We start from the raw sequence: 18114 nt of genomic DNA, 5'->3' as shown, positions 1-18114 counted from the left end.
CGCGCGTCACATCGGCAGCCTGCGGAACAGCGCCCTCGGTGTGTGCCGCAGCGCCGACATCACCAGCCGTAGCGCCCCCGGCACCCACACCACCTCCGAACGGCGGCGCAGTCCCAGTTCGATCGCCGTGGCCACCGCCTCCGGGGTCGTCGTGAGCGGCCCCTCCGCCCGGACGTGTCCGGGCCGTACGACCATGACGTGCACCCCCGTGCCGTGCAGGGCGTCGCCGAGGCCCTGGGCGAAGGCGTCGAGGCCGGCCTTGCTGGAGCCGTAGATGAAGTCGGCGCGGCGGGGACGCTCGCCGGCGACGGAGGACAGGACCGCGAGGGAGCCGTGTCCCTGTGTCTGCAGGGCGCGGGCGGCGACCAGTCCGGCGCTGACGGCCCCGGTGTAGTTGGTCTGGACGACCTGGACGGCGCGTACCGGGTCGCGCTCGTCGTGGGCCTGGTCGCCGAGGATGCCGAAGGCGAGCAGCACCAGGTCGATGTCGCCCTCGGCGAAGACCTTGCCGAGGACGGTCTCGTGGGAGGCGGGGTCGAGGGCGTCGAAGTCGACGGTGCGGGCGTCCGCACCGAGCGCGCGCAGGCTCTCGGCGGCCTGTTCCAGGGCCGGCGAGGGACGGCCCGCCAGCCAGACCGTGCGGGTGCGGCGGGCGATCAGCCGGCGCGCGGTGGCCAGCGCGATCTCTGACGTGCCGCCGAGGACGAGCAGGGACTCGGGGAGACCGGAGGCGTCCTTCACATCAGCTCCTGGTGGGGATCCGGGGGTACAAGACAGTGAGCAGGTGGGGACAGCGTGTCTCCAGGCATGTCGGTGACCGTATCGTCCCTTTATGGGCGGTTGGTCAAGGAACATTCGCCCGGTACACACAACGGGTGATTAGTGGGATGTCTTACGAACGCGCCGGCGGGGGCAGGGACTGATCATGGACTGGCTGAAGAGACTCCCCGGCGTCGGGCCGGTCGTCGCCTGGCTGACGCGGACGCATGCGTGGCACTGCTACGAGCGGCTCGACCGGGTGAAGTGGACACGGCTGGCCGCCGCCATGACGTTCATCAGCTTCGTGGCGCTGTTTCCGCTGCTGACCCTGGTCGCGGCGGTCAGCGCCGCCACACTGAGCCCGGACCGGCAGAAGACCGTCGAGCACAAGATCGCCGAGCAGTTCCCGGGGGTCGTCTCCACCCAGCTCGACCTCACCTCGCTGGTCCACAACGCCGGCACCGTCGGCGTCATCGCGGGTGCCGTCCTGCTGTTCATCGGCATCGGCTGGGTCGGCCAGGTGCGGGACTGCCTGCGCGCGGTGTGGGAGCTGCCGGACCAGCGGCAGAACCCGCTGGTGGCCAAGGCCAAGGACGCCGGCATCCTCCTCGGCCTCGGCGGGGCCCTGCTCGTCACGCTCGCCGCGTCCACGGTCGCCTCGGCCGCCGTCGGCCTGGTGTCGCGCCATCTGGGGCTGGCCGAGTACGGCTGGGGCAGCGTGCTGCTGCGGATCGCCGCGTTCACCGTCGCCGTGCTCGCCGACTTCCTCGTCCTGCTCTACGTCCTGACCCTGCTGCCCGGGGTCGAGCCGCCGCGCCGCCGCCTGGTGGTGGCCGCACTGCTCGGCGCGGTCGGCTTCGAACTGCTGAAACTGCTGCTCAGCGGCTATATACAAGGGGTCGCCGCGAAGAGCATGTACGGCGCGTTCGGCGTCCCCGTGGCGCTGCTGCTGTGGATCAACTTCACGTCGAAACTCGTGCTGTTCTGCGCCTCCTGGACCGCCACCCGGAGCGCGGAGTCCGAAGACGCCGCTGTCAGGGACGCGACCGGCGACGCATCAGGTCCGGCAGCGGCCACCGGCGGTTGACCAGGAACGCCGCCCCCGCGAGCAGCACCAGCGCCCCGCCCGCGATGGCGGCGGCGGTGCCGGCACCGCCGTAACCGGACCCCGTGGTGGCGCCGGCGACCGGCTTGGCGCTGGAGCCCGCGGTCCCCGAGGACCGCCCGGCGGCGGCGCTCGCCCCCGGGCTCGGCAGCGCGCTCTTCGGCGGCACCAGCTCACCCACCGGACTGACCTTGCCGGCCGCCTGGAAGCCCCAGTCGAACAGCTTGGCCGTCTCCTTGTAGACCTCGTTGTGCTCGTGCTTCTCCGGGTTCATCACGGTGACGAGCAGCACCTTGCCGTTCCGCTCGGCGACCCCGGTGAAGGTGGCGCCGGCGTTGGTGGTGTTGCCGTTCTTCACGCCGGCGATGCCCTGGTACACGGGCACATCGGTGTCACCGCTCAGCAGCCGGTTGGTGTTGCGGATCTCACCCGACTCGAACGTGGCGCTGACGGTCGAGCAGTAGTCGCGGAAGTCCTTCTTCTGCAGCCCGGACCGGGCGAACAGCGTCAGGTCGTACGCGGAGGACAGCTGCCCGGGTTCGTCGTAGCCGTCGGGCGAGACCACGTGGGTGTCGCGGGCCTGCAGCTCGTCGGCGTGGTCCTGCATGTCCCTGACGGTCTGCGCGACACCGTGGTTCATCGCCGCCAGCGTGTGCACGGCGTCGTTGCCGGAGCGCAGGAAGACCCCGAGCCACAGGTCGTGGACGGTGTAGGTGTGCCCCTCCTTTATCCCGACCACGCTGGAGCCGGCGCCCATGCCCGCGAGGTCGGACGGCACCACCTTGTGCTTCTCCTGCTTGGGGAAGCGTGGCAGCAGGGTGTCCGCGAACAGCATCTTCAGCGTGCTCGCCGGGGGCAGCCGCCAGTGGGCGTTGTGCGCGGCGAGCACCTCGCCGGACTCGGCGTCGGTGACGATCCAGGAGCGTGCGGTGATGTCCTTCGGCAGCACCGGGACACCCGGCGCGAGATCGACCTGTGTGCCGGGCAGGCCCAGCCGCTCGCCGCCGACGGCCGACATCCGGGCCGGGGGCGTGGCCGTCGGGCTCGTCGACGGGGCCGGCGCGGCGAGGGCGGCGGGCGCGGTGACGGACAGGGACAGCAGCGTGGCCGAGGTGATCAGCAGGGATCGCCCTCCGGTGTTCATTCGTGCAGACACGGTCGAGAACGTACCTTTTGTCGGCCTCGAAGTCCCATGACCCACCTCACTCCCGACACGGCGGCGGACGTGGGGCGGTGATACTGGTGGCATGAAGCTCAGCCGCCCGGTCTCCTGGTTCCTGCTCGCCTTCGGTGTGTGGAGCTGGGTCATCTGGGTCACTTTCGTCAAGAACCTGGTCAAGGACAGCAGCGGGCTCGCCTTCGACAACGGCCACCCGACCGCGTACTTCTGGGTGCACCTGCTGTTGGCGGTCGTTTCCTTCGTATTGGGGACGGTCATCGGGGTCATCGGGTTGCGCGGACTGCGCGCACTGCGCCGGACTTCATAGCGCGTACGGCGCCCCGGCCCCGGGAACCGCTCCCATCCCTGTGAAGGCGCTGTGAAACCCGGCGCAAACAACGCCTCGGTAAGTTCTTGCTCATCTGGTCAGAAAGCCCTTCCCCCGGCTGAAACAGGTGTGATTAGGTGAGCCGCGCCACTTAGGGGAGTGGCGAAAATCCGTGCTGGGCCAGGGGTAGGGCCTTCAGGGGCCTGGGGAGGGCACCACCATGCGATCTGTTCGCATGCGCATTCTCGTGACGCTGCTCGTGCTGGCGGTCGTGGGAATCGGCGGCTGGCAGCTGTTGCCGTCGCAGGGGAACAAGGACAGGACCATCACGGTCGGTACGACGGACGCCGTGACGGACCTCGACCCGGCCGGTGCCTACGACGCCGGTTCCTGGGCGTTGTTCAGCAATGTCTTCCAGTCGCTGCTGACGTTCGAGCCGGACGGTGTGGAGCCGGTCCCGGACGCGGCGAAGAGCTGTGCCTTCCAGGGCGGCGGCCTGAAGACGTACCAGTGCAGGCTGCGGTCCGGGATCACCTTCCCGAGCGGGCGCGCGATGACGGCCGAGGACGTGAAGTACTCCTTCGACCGGGTCAAGAAGATCAACTCCGATGTCGGCCCGGCGTCGCTGTTCTCCAACCTCGCCTCGGTGACCGCCGACAACACGACCACCGTCACCTTCCACCTGTCGGCCGCGGACGCCACCTTCCCGTCCAAGGTGGCCACGGGCGCCGGGTCGATCGTGGACAAGGACAGGTACCCGGCCGACTCCCTGCGCACCGGCACCGCCGTCGACGGCACGGGGCCGTACACGCTGTCCTCGTACACCAAGGACCACAAGGCCGTGCTCCGGCCGAACGGCCACTACGAGGGCTATCTCGGCGGCACCGGCCGGCCGATCGAGCTGCGCTACTACGCCGACTCCGCGAAGCTCGCCACCGCCTGGAAGGCCGGGAAGGTCGACGTCGCCACCCGGACGCTGCCGCCCGACGTGCTGTCCCAGCTGAACCCGAGCGACCCCAACAAGCGCGTCACCGAGTCCGACAGCGCCGAGACCCGCAACCTGTACCTCAACACCCGTGCCGCGTCCCCGCTGCACGACGTGCGGGTGCGCCGCGCGATGGCCTGGCTGGTCAACCGCGAGCAGCTGGCCTCGACGGTCTACGCGGGCACGGTCGACCCGCTGTACTCGCTGATCCCGACCGGCATCGTGGGCCACACCACCTCGTTCTTCGACGACTACCCGGCGCAGAGCGTCGCGAAGGCACGCGCGCTGCTCACCCAGGCCGGGGTGAGCCTGCCGGTGCGCTTCACCTTCGGCTACGGCATCGGCCGCGGCGCGGGCAAGGAGGAGGCCGCGGAGCTGAAGCGGCAACTGGAGACGGGCGGCCTGTTCAAGGTGGACGTCCAGGGGTACGAGTGGACCGACTTCCAGAAGCGCTGGGCGGCCGGGAAGATGGACGCGTGGGCGGTCGGCTGGGTGGCCGACTATCCCGACCCGGACACCTTCGGCGCGGCGCTCGTCGGCACCGGCTCCACGATGAGCACCGGGTACAGCAACAAGCTGGTCGACCATCTCATCCTGAACAGCCAGCAGTTCGGGGACCGCAGCCGGGCCGCGAACGACTTCAGGGACATCCAGGCGGACGTGGCCCAGGACGTCCCGCTGATCCCGCTGTGGCAGCGCAAGGAGTACGTGGTCAGCATCGAGGACGTGGGCGGCGGTCAGTACCTCACGGACGGCACGGGCGTGTTCCGCCTGTGGCGCCTGACGTGGATCTGATCAGGCGCCCCCGCCCGCCCCGCTCTCGTCGGCCTCGCCCTTCTTCTCCGCGCGTCCCTCGGTCCGTCCGGCCGGGTCCGGCAGTGCCCTCGTCATGCCGGGCAGGAAGTCCGTGAACAGCTCGTGGACCTCCAGGACCAGGGGGCGCAGCACCCGGAAGCGGGCGAGCGCCACGCCACGGGCGGTCAGCCGGGCCCCCCGCCGGGCCAGGCGGTAGCTGCGCTCGCGCCCGTCGGTGCGGTCGAAGACCCAGTACAGGACGAGGCCCATCTGGGAGAGCCACATCAACTCCGGGAGCACGTCCCGCAGTTCCGGTGCGACCTTGGACCTGGAGCCGGCCAGCACCTCCCGGTGGACGGCGATGGCCTGCTCGCGGGCGTGCTCGCTCTCGGGTGAGAAGGGGCTGAGCGGGCTGTCCGGGTCGGCGGCGTTCTTGAAGAACTGCACGGCGAACTCGTGGTAGGGCCGGGCGATGTCGAGCCAGACGGTCAGCACGCCCGCGAGCCGTGCCTCCAGATCGGTCTCCCGGTCCAGGACCTCGCGGACCGCCGCCCGGTGCTCGGCGGCGATCCGGTCGTAGAACCCCTGGATCAGGTGTTCCTTGCCCTCGAAGTAGTAGTACGCGTTGCCGACGGAGACCCCGGCCTCCTTGGCGATGGCCCGCATGGTCGTCTTGTCGTACCCGCGCTCCTGGAACAACCGCATCGCGGTCTCCAGGATCAGCGCGCGGGTCTGCTCGGACTTGCTCTGGGGGCCGGCCGTCTCGGGGCCTTCGTTCTTCGCGGGCACGGTAGAAGAGCCTAACGAGTACGGCGGACGGGCCTAACCAGTGGCGCAGGCACCGCCGGAGCAGGAGGGCGGGTGGTAGGTCCACCCCGTGCGCGGGTCGTAGGCCCATCCGTCGCCCGACGACCGCCCCTCGACGAGGCGCCGCGCGCCGCCCCCACCGGTGTCCGCCCGCCGGTACGTCCGGTGCCCGCCCCACTGCGCGCCCCGCCACTTCGCCGCCGCCAGCACCGCGCCGCGGGCGAGCCGGGCGCCGTAGGGGGTGCTCAGCCGGTGGGCGAGCGGCCGCTGCTCGCGCAGGGCCCACAGCACGACGATCCAGGCCCGGGAACCCTGGTAGACCTGGCCGGAGTCACCGACGACGGTGACCTCGTCGAGCGTGGCCGAGTGGTCGAGCCCGGGGAAGCGGGCCCGGGCCAGGTCCGAGTTCGCCGGCACCAGGTCCAGCGGCACCAGCTGCGGCTGCCGCACGAGCCAGTCCCGCAGATGGGTGCACAGGCCGCACTCGGCGTCGTACAGAACGGTCAGCCCGCGGACCGGGACGCCCCCCGTGACGCCCCGGTCCTCCATGGTGGTCATGCCGGTCACGCCCCGGGCGCCGGGCTGACCCACCCCTGCGGGGCGACCGGGGGCAGCTGCTCCCGCTCCATGATCCCGCGCCGGCGGATCCGGTTGAGCACGTACACGTTGGCCAGGTGCATCGCGCCGAGCACCAGCAGGACCACGCCCAGCTTGGTCGACAGGGCCTCGAAGATGCCGCGGGTGTCGTCGATCGTCTCGTCGCCGCTCAGGTACAGCGCCACGAAGCCGAGGTTGACCAGGTAGAAGCCGACGACCAGGAGGTGGTTGACGGCGTCCGCGAGCTTGTCGTTGCCCCGCAGCACGTCGGCGAGGAAGATCCTGCCGTTGCGGCTGAGCGTGCGGGCCACCCAGACGGTCAGCGCGATGCTGACGACCAGGTAGATGACGTAGGCGATGACCGTGCGGTCCATGCCGCCACCCCTTCTTGAACGCGTTCAAAACGCTGACAGGGATGACTGTAGACCTATTTTTGAACATGTTCAACTCAAGGGTGCCGGCTTCCGCGCCCCAGCTCCGGGCGCTTGGTGTAGTCCGTGAACCCGAGGACGTTGCCCCACGGGTCGGCGATCTCCACGGTCCAGCCGGTGGCCACCGGGAACACCTCGTCCAGCGGCGGGATGCCGGCGGCGGCCAGCTTCCGCGCCGCCACGCGCGCGTCCGGCACCTCCAGCCAGATGCGCGGCGAGGGCCAGGACGGCGACCGGTGCCCCAGCGCCTCCTCGGCGCGCAACAGGATCCCGGGGGTCTCCTTGCCGACCTTCAGCAGGGCGATCCCGCCCTCGTCGAACCGGAACCCCACGCTGAACCCGGCCCGCTCGTAGAACCCGACGGCCTCGCCGAGGTCGCCGACGGGGAGCAGCACGTTGTCGAAACCGAGCAGTTCGTACGACTCGTCGTCTGACATGACGTCACATTAGAACCGGCGGGCGGTGAAAACCGACAAAAACGCCCGAGGGCCCTGCTTCCGGACACTCGGAAGCAGGGCCCTCGTAAGGCGCCGGGACGATCAGTAGCGACGCGTGATCAGCGCGCGCTTCACTTCCTGGATCGCCTTGGTGACCTCGATACCGCGCGGGCAGGCGTCCGTGCAGTTGAAGGTCGTACGGCAACGCCACACGCCGTCACGGTCGTTGAGGATCTCCAGGCGCTGCTCCGCCGCCTCGTCACGGCTGTCGAAGATGAAGCGGTGGGCGTTCACGATCGCGGCCGGACCGAAGTACTGGCCGTCGTTCCAGAACACCGGGCAGGACGACGTGCACGCGGCGCACAGGATGCACTTGGTGGTGTCGTCGAAGCGCTCGCGGTCCTCCGCGGACTGCAGCCGCTCCCGGGTCGGCTCGTTCGTCTCCTTGGTGACCAGGAACGGCATGACGTCCCGGTACGCCTGGAAGAACGGCTCCATGTCGACGACCAGGTCCTTCAGGACCGTCAGGCCCTTGATGGGCTCGACCGTGATCGGCTTCTCGGGGTTGATGTCCTTGATCAGCGTCTTGCAGGCAAGGCGGTTCTTGCCGTTGATCCGCATCGCGTCCGAGCCGCAGATGCCGTGCGCGCACGAGCGGCGGAAGGTGAGGGTGCCGTCGACGTCCCACTTGATCTTGTGGAGGCCGTCGAGGACACGCTCCTTCGGGTCGATCTCCAGCTGGAAGTCTTCCCAGGTCGCCTCCGCGGAGACCTCCGGGTTGAACCGGCGGATCCGGAAGGTGACCGTGATGTACGGGGAGTCGGCGAAGCCGGGCTCGGGCCGGCCGGCCGCCTCGTCCTTGTCCAGAACGGGGGTTGCCATCAGTACTTACGCTCCATCGGCTGGTAGCGGGTCTGGACGACCGGCTTGTAGTCGAGACGGACGGTTTCCGAGCCGTCGGCTCCGACCTCGCGGTACGCCATGGTGTGGCGCATGAAGTTGACGTCGTCGCGGTTCGGGTAGTCCTCGCGGTAGTGACCGCCGCGGGACTCCTTGCGGGCCAGGGCGGAGACCGCCATGACCTCGGCCAGCTCCAGCAGGTTGCCCAGCTCGATGGCCTCCAGCAGGTCCGTGTTGAACCGCTTGCCCTTGTCCTGGATCGCCACGTTCTTGTAGCGCTCGCGCAGTTCGGCGATCTTCTCGACGGCCGTCTTGATCGTCTGCTCGGTGCGGAACACCATGACGTTGGCGTCCATGGTCTCCTGCAGCTCGCGGCGCAGCGTCGCCACCCGCTCGTTGCCGGTGGAGTTGCGCAGCTGCTCGATCTGCCCGACGACGAAGGACTCCGGGTCCTCCGGGAGTTCGACGAAGTCCGCGCCGTGCGCGTACTCGGCGGCGGCGATGCCCGCACGGCGGCCGAAGACGTTGATGTCCAGCAGCGAGTTGGTGCCGAGGCGGTTGGCGCCGTGCACGGAGACACAGGCGACCTCGCCGGCCGCGTACAGACCGGGGACGACGGTGGTGTTGTCCGCCAGGACCTCACCCTCGACGTTGGTCGGGATGCCGCCCATCGCGTAGTGCGCGGTCGGCTGGATCGGGATCGGGTCCGTGTACGGCTCGATACCGAGGTAGGTCCGCGCGAACTCGGTGATGTCGGGCAGCTTGGCGTCCAGCTGCTCCGGCGGCAGGTGGGTGAGGTCGAGGTAGACGTGGTCGCCCTCGGGACCACAGCCGCGGCCCTCGCGGATCTCGGTGTAGATGGAGCGGGACACGACGTCACGGGACGCCAGGTCCTTCATGACGGGAGCGTACTTCTCCATGAAGCGCTCGCCGTCCTTGTTGCGCAGGATGCCGCCCTCGCCGCGGGCGCCCTCGGTGAGCAGGATGCCCATGCGCCAGATGCCGGTCGGGTGGAACTGGAAGAACTCCATGTCCTCCAGCGGCAGACCCCGGCGGTAGACGGCGGCCTGACCGTCACCGGTGAGGGTGTGCGCGTTGGACGTCACCTTGAAGAACTTGCCGGTGCCGCCGGAGGCGTAGATGACGGCCTTCGCCTGGAAGACGTGGATCTCGCCGGTCGCCAGCTCGTAGGCGACGACACCGGCGGACTTCTTGACGCCGTCGACCTCGGTGATCAACTGGTCCAGGACGTAGAACTCGTTGAAGAACTCCACGCCCTCCTTGACGCAGTTCTGGTACAGCGTCTGGAGGATCATGTGGCCGGTACGGTCGGCCGCGTAGCAGGAGCGGCGGACCGGCGCCTCGCCGTGGTTACGGCTGTGACCGCCGAAGCGGCGCTGGTCGATGGTGCCGTTCGGGGTCCGGTTGAACGGCAGGCCCATCTTCTCCAGGTCGAGGACGGCGTCGATGGCCTCCTTCGCCAGGATCTCGGCGGCGTCCTGGTCGACCAGGTAGTCACCGCCCTTGACCGTGTCGAAGGTGTGCCACTCCCAGTTGTCCTCCTCCACGTTGGCCAGCGCGGCGGCCATGCCGCCCTGCGCGGCGCCCGTGTGGGAGCGGGTGGGGTAGAGCTTGGTCAGCACGGCGGTGCGGCTGCGCTTCGTCGACTCGATGGCCGCGCGCATGCCCGCGCCACCGGCGCCGACGATGACGGTGTCGTACTTGTGGATCTTCATGATTCTCGCAGCCCCGTGCCTAGCGGATGTTCGGGTCGAAGGTGAAGATCACCAGCGAGCCGAGCAGGATGGTGAACACCGTGGCGGTGTAGAGCAGCGCCTTCAGCCACAGACGGGTGTTCGGCCGCTCGGCGTAGTCGTTGATGACCGTGCGCAGGCCGTTGGCGCCGTGCAGCATCGCGAGCCACAGCATCAGCAGGTCCCAGACCTGCCAGAACGGGGACGCCCAGCGGCCGGCCACGAAGGCGAAGCCGATCTTGGAGACACCGCCGTCCAGTACGAGCTGGATCAGCAGGTGACCGAGGACCAGGACGACCAGCACGATGCCGGACAGGCGCATGAACAGCCAGGCCGCCAGCTCGAAGTTGCCGCGGGTGGACTTCGGGCTCTTCTTGGTGCGCTTGCGCGGCGCCTCGATCAGCGGGGCCGGGTTGTCGACGGTGTAGACGGGGGCGCCCTCGACGGGGCCGACTCCGGACGCGGCGGTTTCAGTGGTGGACATCGGCGTCAGCTCCCAAAGAGGACACGGGCGGCGTGGCCGAGGACCGGGTAGATGGCCCCGAGCATCAGCACGATCCAGACACCCATCACGGTCCAGAACATCTGCTTCTGGTAGCGCGGGCCCTTCGACCAGAAGTCGACGGCGATGACGCGCAGGCCGTTGAGCGCGTGGAAGAGGATGGCGGCGACGAGGCCGTACTCCAGCAGCGCGACGATCGGCGTCTTGTACGTGGCTACGACCTTGTCGTAGTCCTCGGGGGAGACACGCACGAGAGCGGTGTCCAGCACGTGAACGAACAGGAAGAAGAAAATGAGGACGCCGGTGACTCGGTGAGCCACCCAGGACCACATTCCTTCCCGGCCGCGGTACAGCGTTCCAGCCGGCACGGAAGAACCCTCCGGGAGCGGGGACTAGGGCCGCGCCGGCTTCGGTGTCGGTCGGGCCCGGCCGGGTACGGTCCACCGGCCCTCTGCATCGTATCCATGCGGCGCGGCGACGCTTACGGGGGGCCTACCGGTGTGATCAAACTGGCACCGGATGGGTTACCGGCGGGGTTTCTCAGGCAGGCGGCGAGTCTGCCTCTGGCGAGGCGCCGGAGCTCCTCCGCCGCTATGACCCGTTCCTCCTCGGGATCGTTTGTCAATCGTGACCGGATGGCTTCGAGGATGCGGTCCAGGGATTCGTCCGGATGGGTGTCGCCCAGGTAGATGACGAACGCGTGTCCGAATCTGGCCTCATAGGCCGCATGGGCCGCGCTGAGGGCCATGTGGGCCGCCGAGTACGTGTCCTCGGGCAGGTCGGGCAGGGCTTCTCCGGCCAGGGCCTGGGACAGGTCGTCCGGTGACAGGTCGTACGTCGCCTCGTCCGCCGCGGCCAGGAGGGACTCCAGGTCGGGATAGGGACGGTGGTCCGCGACGCGCCGGCACCACTGCAGGCTGTCCAGGCAGTGCAGCAGCAGCGCGCGGGCCTCGTCGGCCGGGGCGGCGTTGAAGGCGTCGAGCGGCTTGGGCAGATAAGGGAGACGGTGGGCGGGCAGCGTGGGTCCTCGCGTCACATGTGGCGTGGCAGGGGATGCTGTGAAAGGTGTGTCGTCAGGTTATCGAGAGTGGTCACTGTGTGTCCGCGTGATGCCTGAAATTCACCTGAACGGGAGAGTTTCAGAACGCCTGGGTGACGAACGGAGCCCGGACAGGTCGTACGTTGGCAGAGTGACCCAGCACAAGCGCCGTGCTCCGGCGCAGCAGGTGATACGGAAGCGGGCGGTGGTGGCCGCCGCGGTCGTCGGGACCGTCGCGCTCGGCACAGGGGTCGGCGTGTGGGCCTCGTGGGGCGGAGGCGGCGGGACTCCTCAGGGAGGTGCGCGGCAGTCGTCGTCCGGCCGGGTGGCCGGCAGTGCCTCCGACGGGGAGACCCCGGCGAGTCCGAAGCCCAGCCGGTCCTATCCGCTCTCACGGGCGCCGCGCACGATACCCGCGGTGCGCTCCCACACCCCGGCGCGCGGACCCGGCTGGAGACCGCAGAAGGCGGACCGGGTCGTCGTCAGCGACGCGGAGCTGGCCGACGAGGGGCGGCTGCTGGCCGGGGAGCTGGGGATCGGCTACGCGGGGGAGAAGGACGACGTGCGGGCGGGGGACGTCCGGCTCGCGCTCGGCGGCGGGGGCGGCAACCAGGAGTCGTACACCATGACCGTCCGCGGCGGGCGGGTCGACATCAGCGGACCGGGCGAGGCGGGGGTGTTCTACGGCACCCGCACGCTGAAGCAGGAGGTCCACGGGGGCGGTACGGCACCGGAGGGGGTCGTGCGGGACGAACCGGCCAAGCCGGTGCGCGGGTTCATGCTGGACATCGCGCGCAAACCGGTCTCCGAGTCCTGGATCGAGGACCGGATCCGGGAGCTGGGGGACCTGAAGTTCAACGAACTGGGGCTGCACTTCTCCGACGACCAGGCGTTCCGGATCGAGTCCAGCACGCACCCCGAGATCGTCTCCAAGGAGCATCTGACCAAGGCGCAGGTCAGGCGGATCGTGGACCTGGCGAGCAGCCGGCACATCACCGTCGTGCCGGAGATCGACTCGCCGGGACACCTGGGCGCCGTCCTCGCCGCCCACCCCGACCTCCAGCTGCGCAACGCGAGCGGGGTCGCCACCAAGGGCGCGATCGACATCTCCAAGCCCGCCTCCGCCAAGCTCGTGGACGACCTGCTCAACGAGTACGCGGGGCTGTTCACCGGCGACCAGTGGCACCTCGGCGGCGACGAGTACCAGGCGCTGACCGTCAAGGACCCGCAGGCCTCCTATCCGCAGCTCGCGGCCGCCGCCCGGCAGAAGTTCGGCTCCGGCGGCACCGTGGCCGACCTCACCACCGCCTGGCTCGACGCCCGCGCCGACACCGTGCGCGCCCACCACAGGACCATGCGGGCCTGGAACGACGGCTTCTTCAAGGGCACCTCCGTGCAGGCGGCGGGGGACCTCCAGGTCGCGTACTGGACCGGCAAGGAGATCGGCGCCCGGCAGCCGGCCGAATACCTGGCCGCGGGCCGGAAGGTCATCAACTACAACGACGAGTTCCTCTACTACGTCCTCGGCCAGCCGCAGACCTTCGTCTACCCGACCGGTCGGCGGATCTACGAGCAGTGGACCCCGCTGGTGCTGCGCGGCACGACCGCCGTGCCGGCCCGCTACGACGCGCAGGTCCTCGGCGGCACCTTCGCGGTGTGGGGCGACTTCCCGAACGCGCAGACCGAGGCGCAGGTCGCGGCCGGGATCCGGATGCCGCTGCGGGCCACCGTGCAGAAGCTGTGGGACCCGGGCAGGCCCGCTTTGTCCTGGACCGACTTCCAGAACCTCGCGAACCGACTGGGCTGACTTGGCCGAAATCCCGCTACTGTGACACTCCCGCGCCGTCGCACGCAGTAAGGGGAAGTGCGGGCTCCGTACCGGTCGGTGCCCCTGCGAGGGAGACATTTCATGAGCCTGGTGGAACGGATCGCGCAGGCCGACGAACGCGGGCTGGCTGCCAGCGGGTTGGCTTGTTTGGATCGGTGCCTGCCGCTGCTCGGCGCCGACGACGAGCTGCTGCGGCCTCTGTGGGCGAACCTCGCCGAGGACTCCGACTGGGGCGCGGGCCTGGAGAAGGCCCGCGGCGCGCTCGGCGCCGAGGGGGCCGCGGACGACGAGGCCGCGCGGCTGGCCCGCCGCATGCTGCAGGCGGCCCCAGCCGCGCGCACCGCCGACGCGGTACGGCCCTGGGCCGACGCCTGCTCGGTCGCCTCGCTGCGCATCCACCGGCTGCTCGATCCCGCGGCGGACGGTGTGCCGGACACCGAAGACCTCGATGCCGGGCGCGCGGGGGAGACCGCGGACCTGCCGCCGCTGGTCGCGGCGGAGCTGCGCCGCCAGACGGCCGTGCTGGACGTGCTGGCCGAGCACGGCCCCAACGGCCTGCGCCGTGCGCTGGACCTGTCGATCGAGGGGCGCCGGGTGCTGCGGGCGGTGGTGTCGCGCCGGGCACGGCTCGAGTCGGAGCCCGGGGCGTGAGAAGCGTGCAAACCCTGTGGCGTGCGCGAGTCCTGTGAGTGTCCCGGGTTGGACGTGGGGTAGTTCTGCGACGGTTGCCGAAACGTTTCGAAATGCGGTGACGCTTGCCTCGTCCCGCTCGCTGCTCCCTATGTGACAGCCCAGTACGTGACAGCACAGCAGGAGACCAGGCCGCACGCCGCGGCGAAGCCCGCGCGGTGGGCCGCGGACGCCGTGGCGACGATGCGCGAGGGCGCCCGGGTGCGGCTCGACTACTCGGCGCAGAGCCTGTGGCGGGTCGACCGGATGATCGAGGAGATCCGGCGCGAGGGACCGCCGTACGCCGCCGTCGAGAGCGTGCTGCGCGGCTTCGGCGCCTACGCCGGTGAGGTGATCGTCCGCCAGACCGGCGCCGAGTGGTGGGCGACGGGCGGCGAGCACTGGGTGCGCACCCCCGACGGCCGGCTCTGGGACCCCATCGACGAGGCTCGGCGGTCCTACGACGGCAACGGCTCGCTGCGCCTGCTCTGCCGGGACGCGACCGGCTCCCGCTGACCGGCCGGGGCCCGCACGCGGCGGGCCCCGGCCGGGAGCGTCACGGCGTCAGGCTCGTGCCGAGGGCCGCGTCCGTCGGCGTGCCCAGGGCCGACTTGCTGAGGATCGCGGTCTGGGAGTAGCCGAGGCCGGTGCTGTTGCTGGGCAGGTACATGAGGATGCCGTCGCCGCCGTCCTCGCCGCCCACGCCGAACGTCAGGTCGGCCCGCCCGTAACCGGACAGGTCGGTCAGGGACACCGACGTACCGAACTGGTCGCCGCTCTCGGTGGAGCCGGGGACGCCCGAGGTGTCCTGCGAGACCGCGGTCGCGCCGGTGCCGGTGACACCGGTGGAGGTGCCCTTGAGCAGGAGCGCCTGGCCGGCGTTGGCGCGGTTCACGGCGTCTCGGGTGATGTCCTCGTTGGGCACGCCGGCCAGCACGTCGGGGTAGCCGTCGCCGTTGTAGTCGCCGGCGGAGACCGACCAGCCCATGGCGTCGCCGTCCTCGGCGGCACCCGGGACCCCGGTGGTGTCCTGGTTGACCGTCTTCATTCCGGTGGTGGTGAAGCCGGTGGAGCTGCCGAGCAGCATGGTCACCTGGCCGCCCCGGTAGGCACCGGACTCCGAGGTGTACGGTTGGCCGACGACGATGTCGTCGTAGCCGTCGGCGTTGAAGTCGGCCGAGGCGATGGACCGGCCGCCCTTGACGCTCAGCACGCCCGCCCCGGTCAGCCCGCTCGCCGAGCCGGCGAACCGGACCACACGCGAAACGCCGCCCGCGTCACGGTAGGTGAGGGCGACATCGGTGTATCCGTCCCGGTTGAAGTCGCCGGTCGCGGCATCCGGGTAGGCGACGGAACCGGTGGCCGTGGTCAGCGTGCCGGAGGTGGTGGTGCCGCCGGTCAGCCGCACGTTCCAGTTGCCGCCCTTGCCCGTGCCGGCGCTGAACACGTCCGCCTTGCCGTCGCCGTTGAAGTCGCCGACCGCGACCGTGGAGCCCAGCCCGGCGCCGGTCGCCGTGACGCTGCCCGAGGTGGTGTACGAGAAACCGGTGGTGAGCGCGGGGCCGTACATCACCGTCACCGCGCCCCGGTCGGCGTGGCCGCTGGTGTCGTCCTCGCCGGGGGAACCGATCGCGAGGTCGGCGTACCCGTCGCCGTTGACGTCGCCCCAGGCGGTGGCGGCGCCGAAGGCGTCACCGGACTCGGAGGAGCCGGGCACGCCCGGGCTGTTCTGGGTGAGCGTCATCTTCCGCGCCGTCACCGGTCCGTTGACGCCGCCGGGTACGACCGTCACGGAGTTGGCCTTCGGGGTGCCCGCGGCCAGGTCGGGCAGGCCGTCCCGGTCGACGTCCGAGGTCGGCAGGGCGTGCGAGACGCCCGGGGTCTTGGCGAGGGTCGCGATCAGGGACAGCTTCTCGTAGAGGTTGTCGCCGGGGCACAGCGTGGAGTTGGTGTCCCGGTGGCCGAACACCCGCGGCAGCGTGATCTGCTGGCCCTGGTCGATCAGGTTGCCGTCCTGGCCCTTGGGGCTGCCCGAGGTCAGCGTGACCTTGCCGGTCGGGTCGATGCCGTACATCCCGAACTTCCACGCCACGATCCGGGCGATGGAGTCCAGCGCGGCCCGCGAGGGGTGCGCGGTCATGTAGTTGCCGATGTAGGAGATGCCGACCGTGTTCGTGTTGAACCCGATGTCGTGCGCGCCGACGACCGGCAGGTCCATGCCGCCGCTGCGGCCCTCGAAGATCTGCCCGCAGCGGTCGACGACGAAGTTGTAGCCGATGTCGTAGTAGCCCCGGGAGAAGTGCTCCTGCTGGATGGTGCGCATCCGGGCCCGGGAGTCGGCGCAGGACAGCGTGTTGTCGCTGTCGACGCCGGTGTGGTGGATGACGGCGGCCTTGATCTCGGTGCCGTAGCCCGGTGTGCCGTCGTAGTCCGTGGAGGCACCCCACTCGGCCTGCGTGATGACCGGCGGCTTGGCGACCGTGGAGGGACGCGGGGCCGGGACCGTGCTGGTCGGGGCGGGGGAGACGGACGTCGACGCCGAGTCGGCCGGGGACGGTGAGGTGGTCGTCGTCGAGTCGGCCGGGGACGGTGAGGCGGTCGTCGAGTCGGCCGGCGACGGCGTGTCCGTCGGTGAGGCGGACGTCGGGTCGGTGGCGGTGGGGTCGGTGGCCGTCGGCGTGACGTCCGCCGCGAACGCGGCCGGCCGCGGGCCGCCGCCCGCCGGGTCCGTGCCCGGGTCCAGGAGCCTGACGTCCAGGCCGGCCGGGAGCCCGGCGACGGGCGAGCCGTCCGCCCTGACCACGCGGACCGCGACGCCGTCCGCGTCCCCCGTCCACATCGACCCGGTGCCGCCCCGGGCGTGGGTGCGGGCCCGGGTGCCCTCCGCGCCGTCGGCGGAGAACGGGTCGTCCGGCAGCTTCTGCCAGCCGGACCACTTGCCGGTCTCCCGCGAGCGGTAGCGCAGCTCCGGCGTGCCCTTCAGCGCGGCGTGCTCGTCGTCCCAGGTGAGCAGCGCGGCGCTGAACCGGTCGGTGCCCTGCTGCGCCAGTCCCCGGTGCCCGCCGCCCTGGTCGGCCAGCTTCAGGGTGTGCACGGACGCCTTGCGGTCCTGCCCCTTGCCGTCGGACCGCGCCGCAGGGTCCGCGATCGCGTACGTGACGATGCCGGCGCCGCTCAGCACGACGGCTCCCGCCGTCAGCCACGCCCGTCTCTGGAGACTGAGCGGTTTGTACGCACGGTTGCTTCGAGGACTCAACTGCCCACCCCTGAACGAAGAACACGATGGCACCACCGGTAACGGGTGCCACTTACACACAGCGCGTCGGTCTGACAGAGCATCACCGGCGGCGCCTTCTCATCCGGCGGCCGCGTTCTGCCGCGGTGTCGCCGAGGGAAGTTCGGCCTGGCAGGTGGCGCGCCCGAACCTCCCGTACGCCGAGGCCGTCTGGACATGCCTGCCGCGCACGGCGAGCGAACAGCTGGCGCGCCCGCCCTGTGCGCCGAGGGTGATCGAGACCAGCGGCGGCCGCCCGAGCGGCACCCGCACGGTCTTGCGCCACGGCAGCGCGACGGCCTTGTCGACCGTGGCGTTCCCGGCCTCACTGCGGCCCTGGTAGGCGATGTCGGCGGTGCCCTCGCCGGTCACCTCGTACGTCACGGCGGCGGTCGGGACCCGCGGCTCGGCGGGTTTGTCCCCGGTGTCGAGCACGCCGTACAGCACGAGGCCGCCACAGGCGGCGACCAGCACCGCGGCGACAGTGAGGGAACGCCAGTCCCTGGTGGATTCGGTTTCCGACTTCGGCATGGGCGGGGGTTATAGCGCAAAGGTAAAGGCGAATGCCAGCCGACGGAGAAATAGGGCGAATCATGTGTCCGGAAACCGGGATTGCGCCCCAGGGCGCGGTCAAGTGCCCCTTTTGGCTTTGCAATTGACAAGGCGTCGGCCGACTGATTAGAAATCCGCCCGCCACACAGGCCGGGCACAGCGGGAACACAACTCTCCGGCAGGGATTCCCCGG

The 18114-nt window shown here is 70.4% G+C and carries 19 protein-coding genes; 6 read left to right on the top strand and 13 right to left on the bottom strand.

Annotated features, from left to right (window positions below; all coding sequences use genetic code 11):
• Positions 1-6: 6 nt before the first annotated feature.
• A complete protein-coding gene (locus tag AB0D93_RS11550; protein ID WP_362116854.1) occupies positions 7-741 on the bottom strand; it encodes a decaprenylphospho-beta-D-erythro-pentofuranosid-2-ulose 2-reductase in 735 nt (244 codons plus the stop codon).
• Between the two features lie 184 nt (positions 742-925).
• On the opposite strand from AB0D93_RS11550, the gene AB0D93_RS11545 reads away from it, so the two are divergent.
• On the top strand, positions 926-1846 hold the full coding sequence (locus tag AB0D93_RS11545) for a YihY/virulence factor BrkB family protein (RefSeq protein ID WP_362116851.1): 921 nt from the start codon (positions 926-928) through the stop codon (positions 1844-1846).
• Here the strand turns inward: AB0D93_RS11545 and AB0D93_RS11540 are convergent.
• A complete protein-coding gene (locus AB0D93_RS11540) occupies positions 1794-3008 on the bottom strand; it encodes a D-alanyl-D-alanine carboxypeptidase (RefSeq protein WP_362117254.1) in 1215 nt (404 codons plus the stop codon). The two genes, AB0D93_RS11545 and AB0D93_RS11540, sit on opposite strands and share 53 nt — an antisense overlap.
• A 103-nt stretch (positions 3009-3111) precedes the next feature.
• On the opposite strand from AB0D93_RS11540, the gene AB0D93_RS11535 reads away from it, so the two are divergent.
• Both AB0D93_RS11535 and AB0D93_RS11530 read left to right on the top strand, forming a co-directional pair.
• Positions 3112-3351 (top strand): hypothetical protein, encoded by a 240-nt coding sequence (locus AB0D93_RS11535; RefSeq protein WP_361982437.1) that lies wholly within the window; start codon positions 3112-3114, stop codon positions 3349-3351.
• 235 nt (positions 3352-3586) lie between these two features.
• Complete coding sequence (locus AB0D93_RS11530; RefSeq protein ID WP_362116848.1) at positions 3587-5131, top strand: ABC transporter substrate-binding protein; 1545 nt, start codon at positions 3587-3589, stop codon at positions 5129-5131.
• On the opposite strand, the gene AB0D93_RS11525 is transcribed toward AB0D93_RS11530, so the two are convergent.
• The 9 genes from AB0D93_RS11525 to AB0D93_RS11485 form a co-directional block, all read right to left on the bottom strand.
• Positions 5132-5920, bottom strand: coding sequence for a TetR family transcriptional regulator (locus AB0D93_RS11525; RefSeq protein WP_362116845.1), 789 nt, complete (start codon positions 5918-5920; stop codon positions 5132-5134). It abuts the gene before it with no gap.
• Positions 5921-5953: 33 nt separating this feature from the next.
• Positions 5954-6496 carry a DUF393 domain-containing protein gene (locus AB0D93_RS11520; RefSeq protein WP_362116842.1) on the bottom strand — a complete coding sequence of 181 codons (543 nt, stop codon included), beginning with the start codon at positions 6494-6496 and terminating at the stop codon, positions 5954-5956.
• A 5-nt stretch (positions 6497-6501) separates the two neighbouring features.
• The gene (locus AB0D93_RS11515; RefSeq protein WP_362116839.1) at positions 6502-6909 is read right to left on the bottom strand and encodes a hypothetical protein; all 408 of its coding nucleotides are present in this window, start codon (positions 6907-6909) and stop codon (positions 6502-6504) included.
• A gap of 74 nt (positions 6910-6983) precedes the next feature.
• Positions 6984-7403 carry a VOC family protein gene (locus AB0D93_RS11510; protein WP_362116836.1) on the bottom strand — a complete coding sequence of 140 codons (420 nt, stop codon included), beginning with the start codon at positions 7401-7403 and terminating at the stop codon, positions 6984-6986.
• 102 nt (positions 7404-7505) lie between these two features.
• Positions 7506-8285, bottom strand: a complete 780-nt coding sequence (locus tag AB0D93_RS11505; protein WP_362116833.1) for a succinate dehydrogenase iron-sulfur subunit — start codon at positions 8283-8285, stop codon at positions 7506-7508.
• Positions 8285-10039 (bottom strand): succinate dehydrogenase flavoprotein subunit, encoded by a 1755-nt coding sequence (gene sdhA / locus AB0D93_RS11500; protein ID WP_362116830.1) that lies wholly within the window; start codon positions 10037-10039, stop codon positions 8285-8287. Before sdhA ends, AB0D93_RS11505 begins: the two co-directional genes overlap by 1 nt.
• 19 nt (positions 10040-10058) lie before the next feature.
• Entirely contained in the window at positions 10059-10541 is a 483-nt protein-coding gene (locus tag AB0D93_RS11495) for a succinate dehydrogenase hydrophobic membrane anchor subunit (RefSeq protein WP_362116827.1), read from the bottom strand.
• Positions 10542-10546: 5 nt separating this feature from the next.
• Positions 10547-10927, bottom strand: a complete 381-nt coding sequence (sdhC, locus tag AB0D93_RS11490) for a succinate dehydrogenase, cytochrome b556 subunit (protein ID WP_323375631.1) — start codon at positions 10925-10927, stop codon at positions 10547-10549.
• Between the two features lie 113 nt (positions 10928-11040).
• Positions 11041-11595, bottom strand: coding sequence for a 2-oxo-4-hydroxy-4-carboxy-5-ureidoimidazoline decarboxylase (locus AB0D93_RS11485; RefSeq protein ID WP_362116823.1), 555 nt, complete (start codon positions 11593-11595; stop codon positions 11041-11043).
• A 154-nt stretch (positions 11596-11749) separates the two neighbouring features.
• On the opposite strand from AB0D93_RS11485, the gene AB0D93_RS11480 reads away from it, so the two are divergent.
• The 3 genes from AB0D93_RS11480 (at position 11750) to AB0D93_RS11470 (ending at position 14611) form a co-directional block, all read left to right on the top strand.
• On the top strand, positions 11750-13405 hold the full coding sequence (locus AB0D93_RS11480; protein ID WP_362116820.1) for a glycoside hydrolase family 20 protein: 1656 nt from the start codon (positions 11750-11752) through the stop codon (positions 13403-13405).
• A 102-nt stretch (positions 13406-13507) separates the two neighbouring features.
• On the top strand, positions 13508-14077 hold the full coding sequence (locus AB0D93_RS11475) for a hypothetical protein (protein ID WP_362116817.1): 570 nt from the start codon (positions 13508-13510) through the stop codon (positions 14075-14077).
• A 147-nt stretch (positions 14078-14224) separates the two neighbouring features.
• Entirely contained in the window at positions 14225-14611 is a 387-nt protein-coding gene (locus AB0D93_RS11470; RefSeq protein ID WP_362116814.1) for a hypothetical protein, read from the top strand.
• Positions 14612-14651: 40 nt separating this feature from the next.
• On the opposite strand, the gene AB0D93_RS11465 is transcribed toward AB0D93_RS11470, so the two are convergent.
• Both AB0D93_RS11465 and AB0D93_RS11460 read right to left on the bottom strand, forming a co-directional pair.
• Entirely contained in the window at positions 14652-17276 is a 2625-nt protein-coding gene (locus AB0D93_RS11465; protein WP_362116811.1) for an FG-GAP-like repeat-containing protein, read from the bottom strand.
• Between the two features lie 174 nt (positions 17277-17450).
• Positions 17451-17900 carry a hypothetical protein gene (locus AB0D93_RS11460; protein ID WP_362116808.1) on the bottom strand — a complete coding sequence of 150 codons (450 nt, stop codon included), beginning with the start codon at positions 17898-17900 and terminating at the stop codon, positions 17451-17453.
• Positions 17901-18114 lie beyond the last annotated feature (214 nt).

Source organism: Streptomyces sp. NPDC048191 (genome assembly GCF_040652655.1).
In the GTDB taxonomy this organism is placed as follows: domain Bacteria; phylum Actinomycetota; class Actinomycetes; order Streptomycetales; family Streptomycetaceae; genus Streptomyces.
The sequence above is the reverse complement of the archived record's forward strand: the minus strand, read 5'-3'. Positions and strand labels throughout refer to the sequence as shown.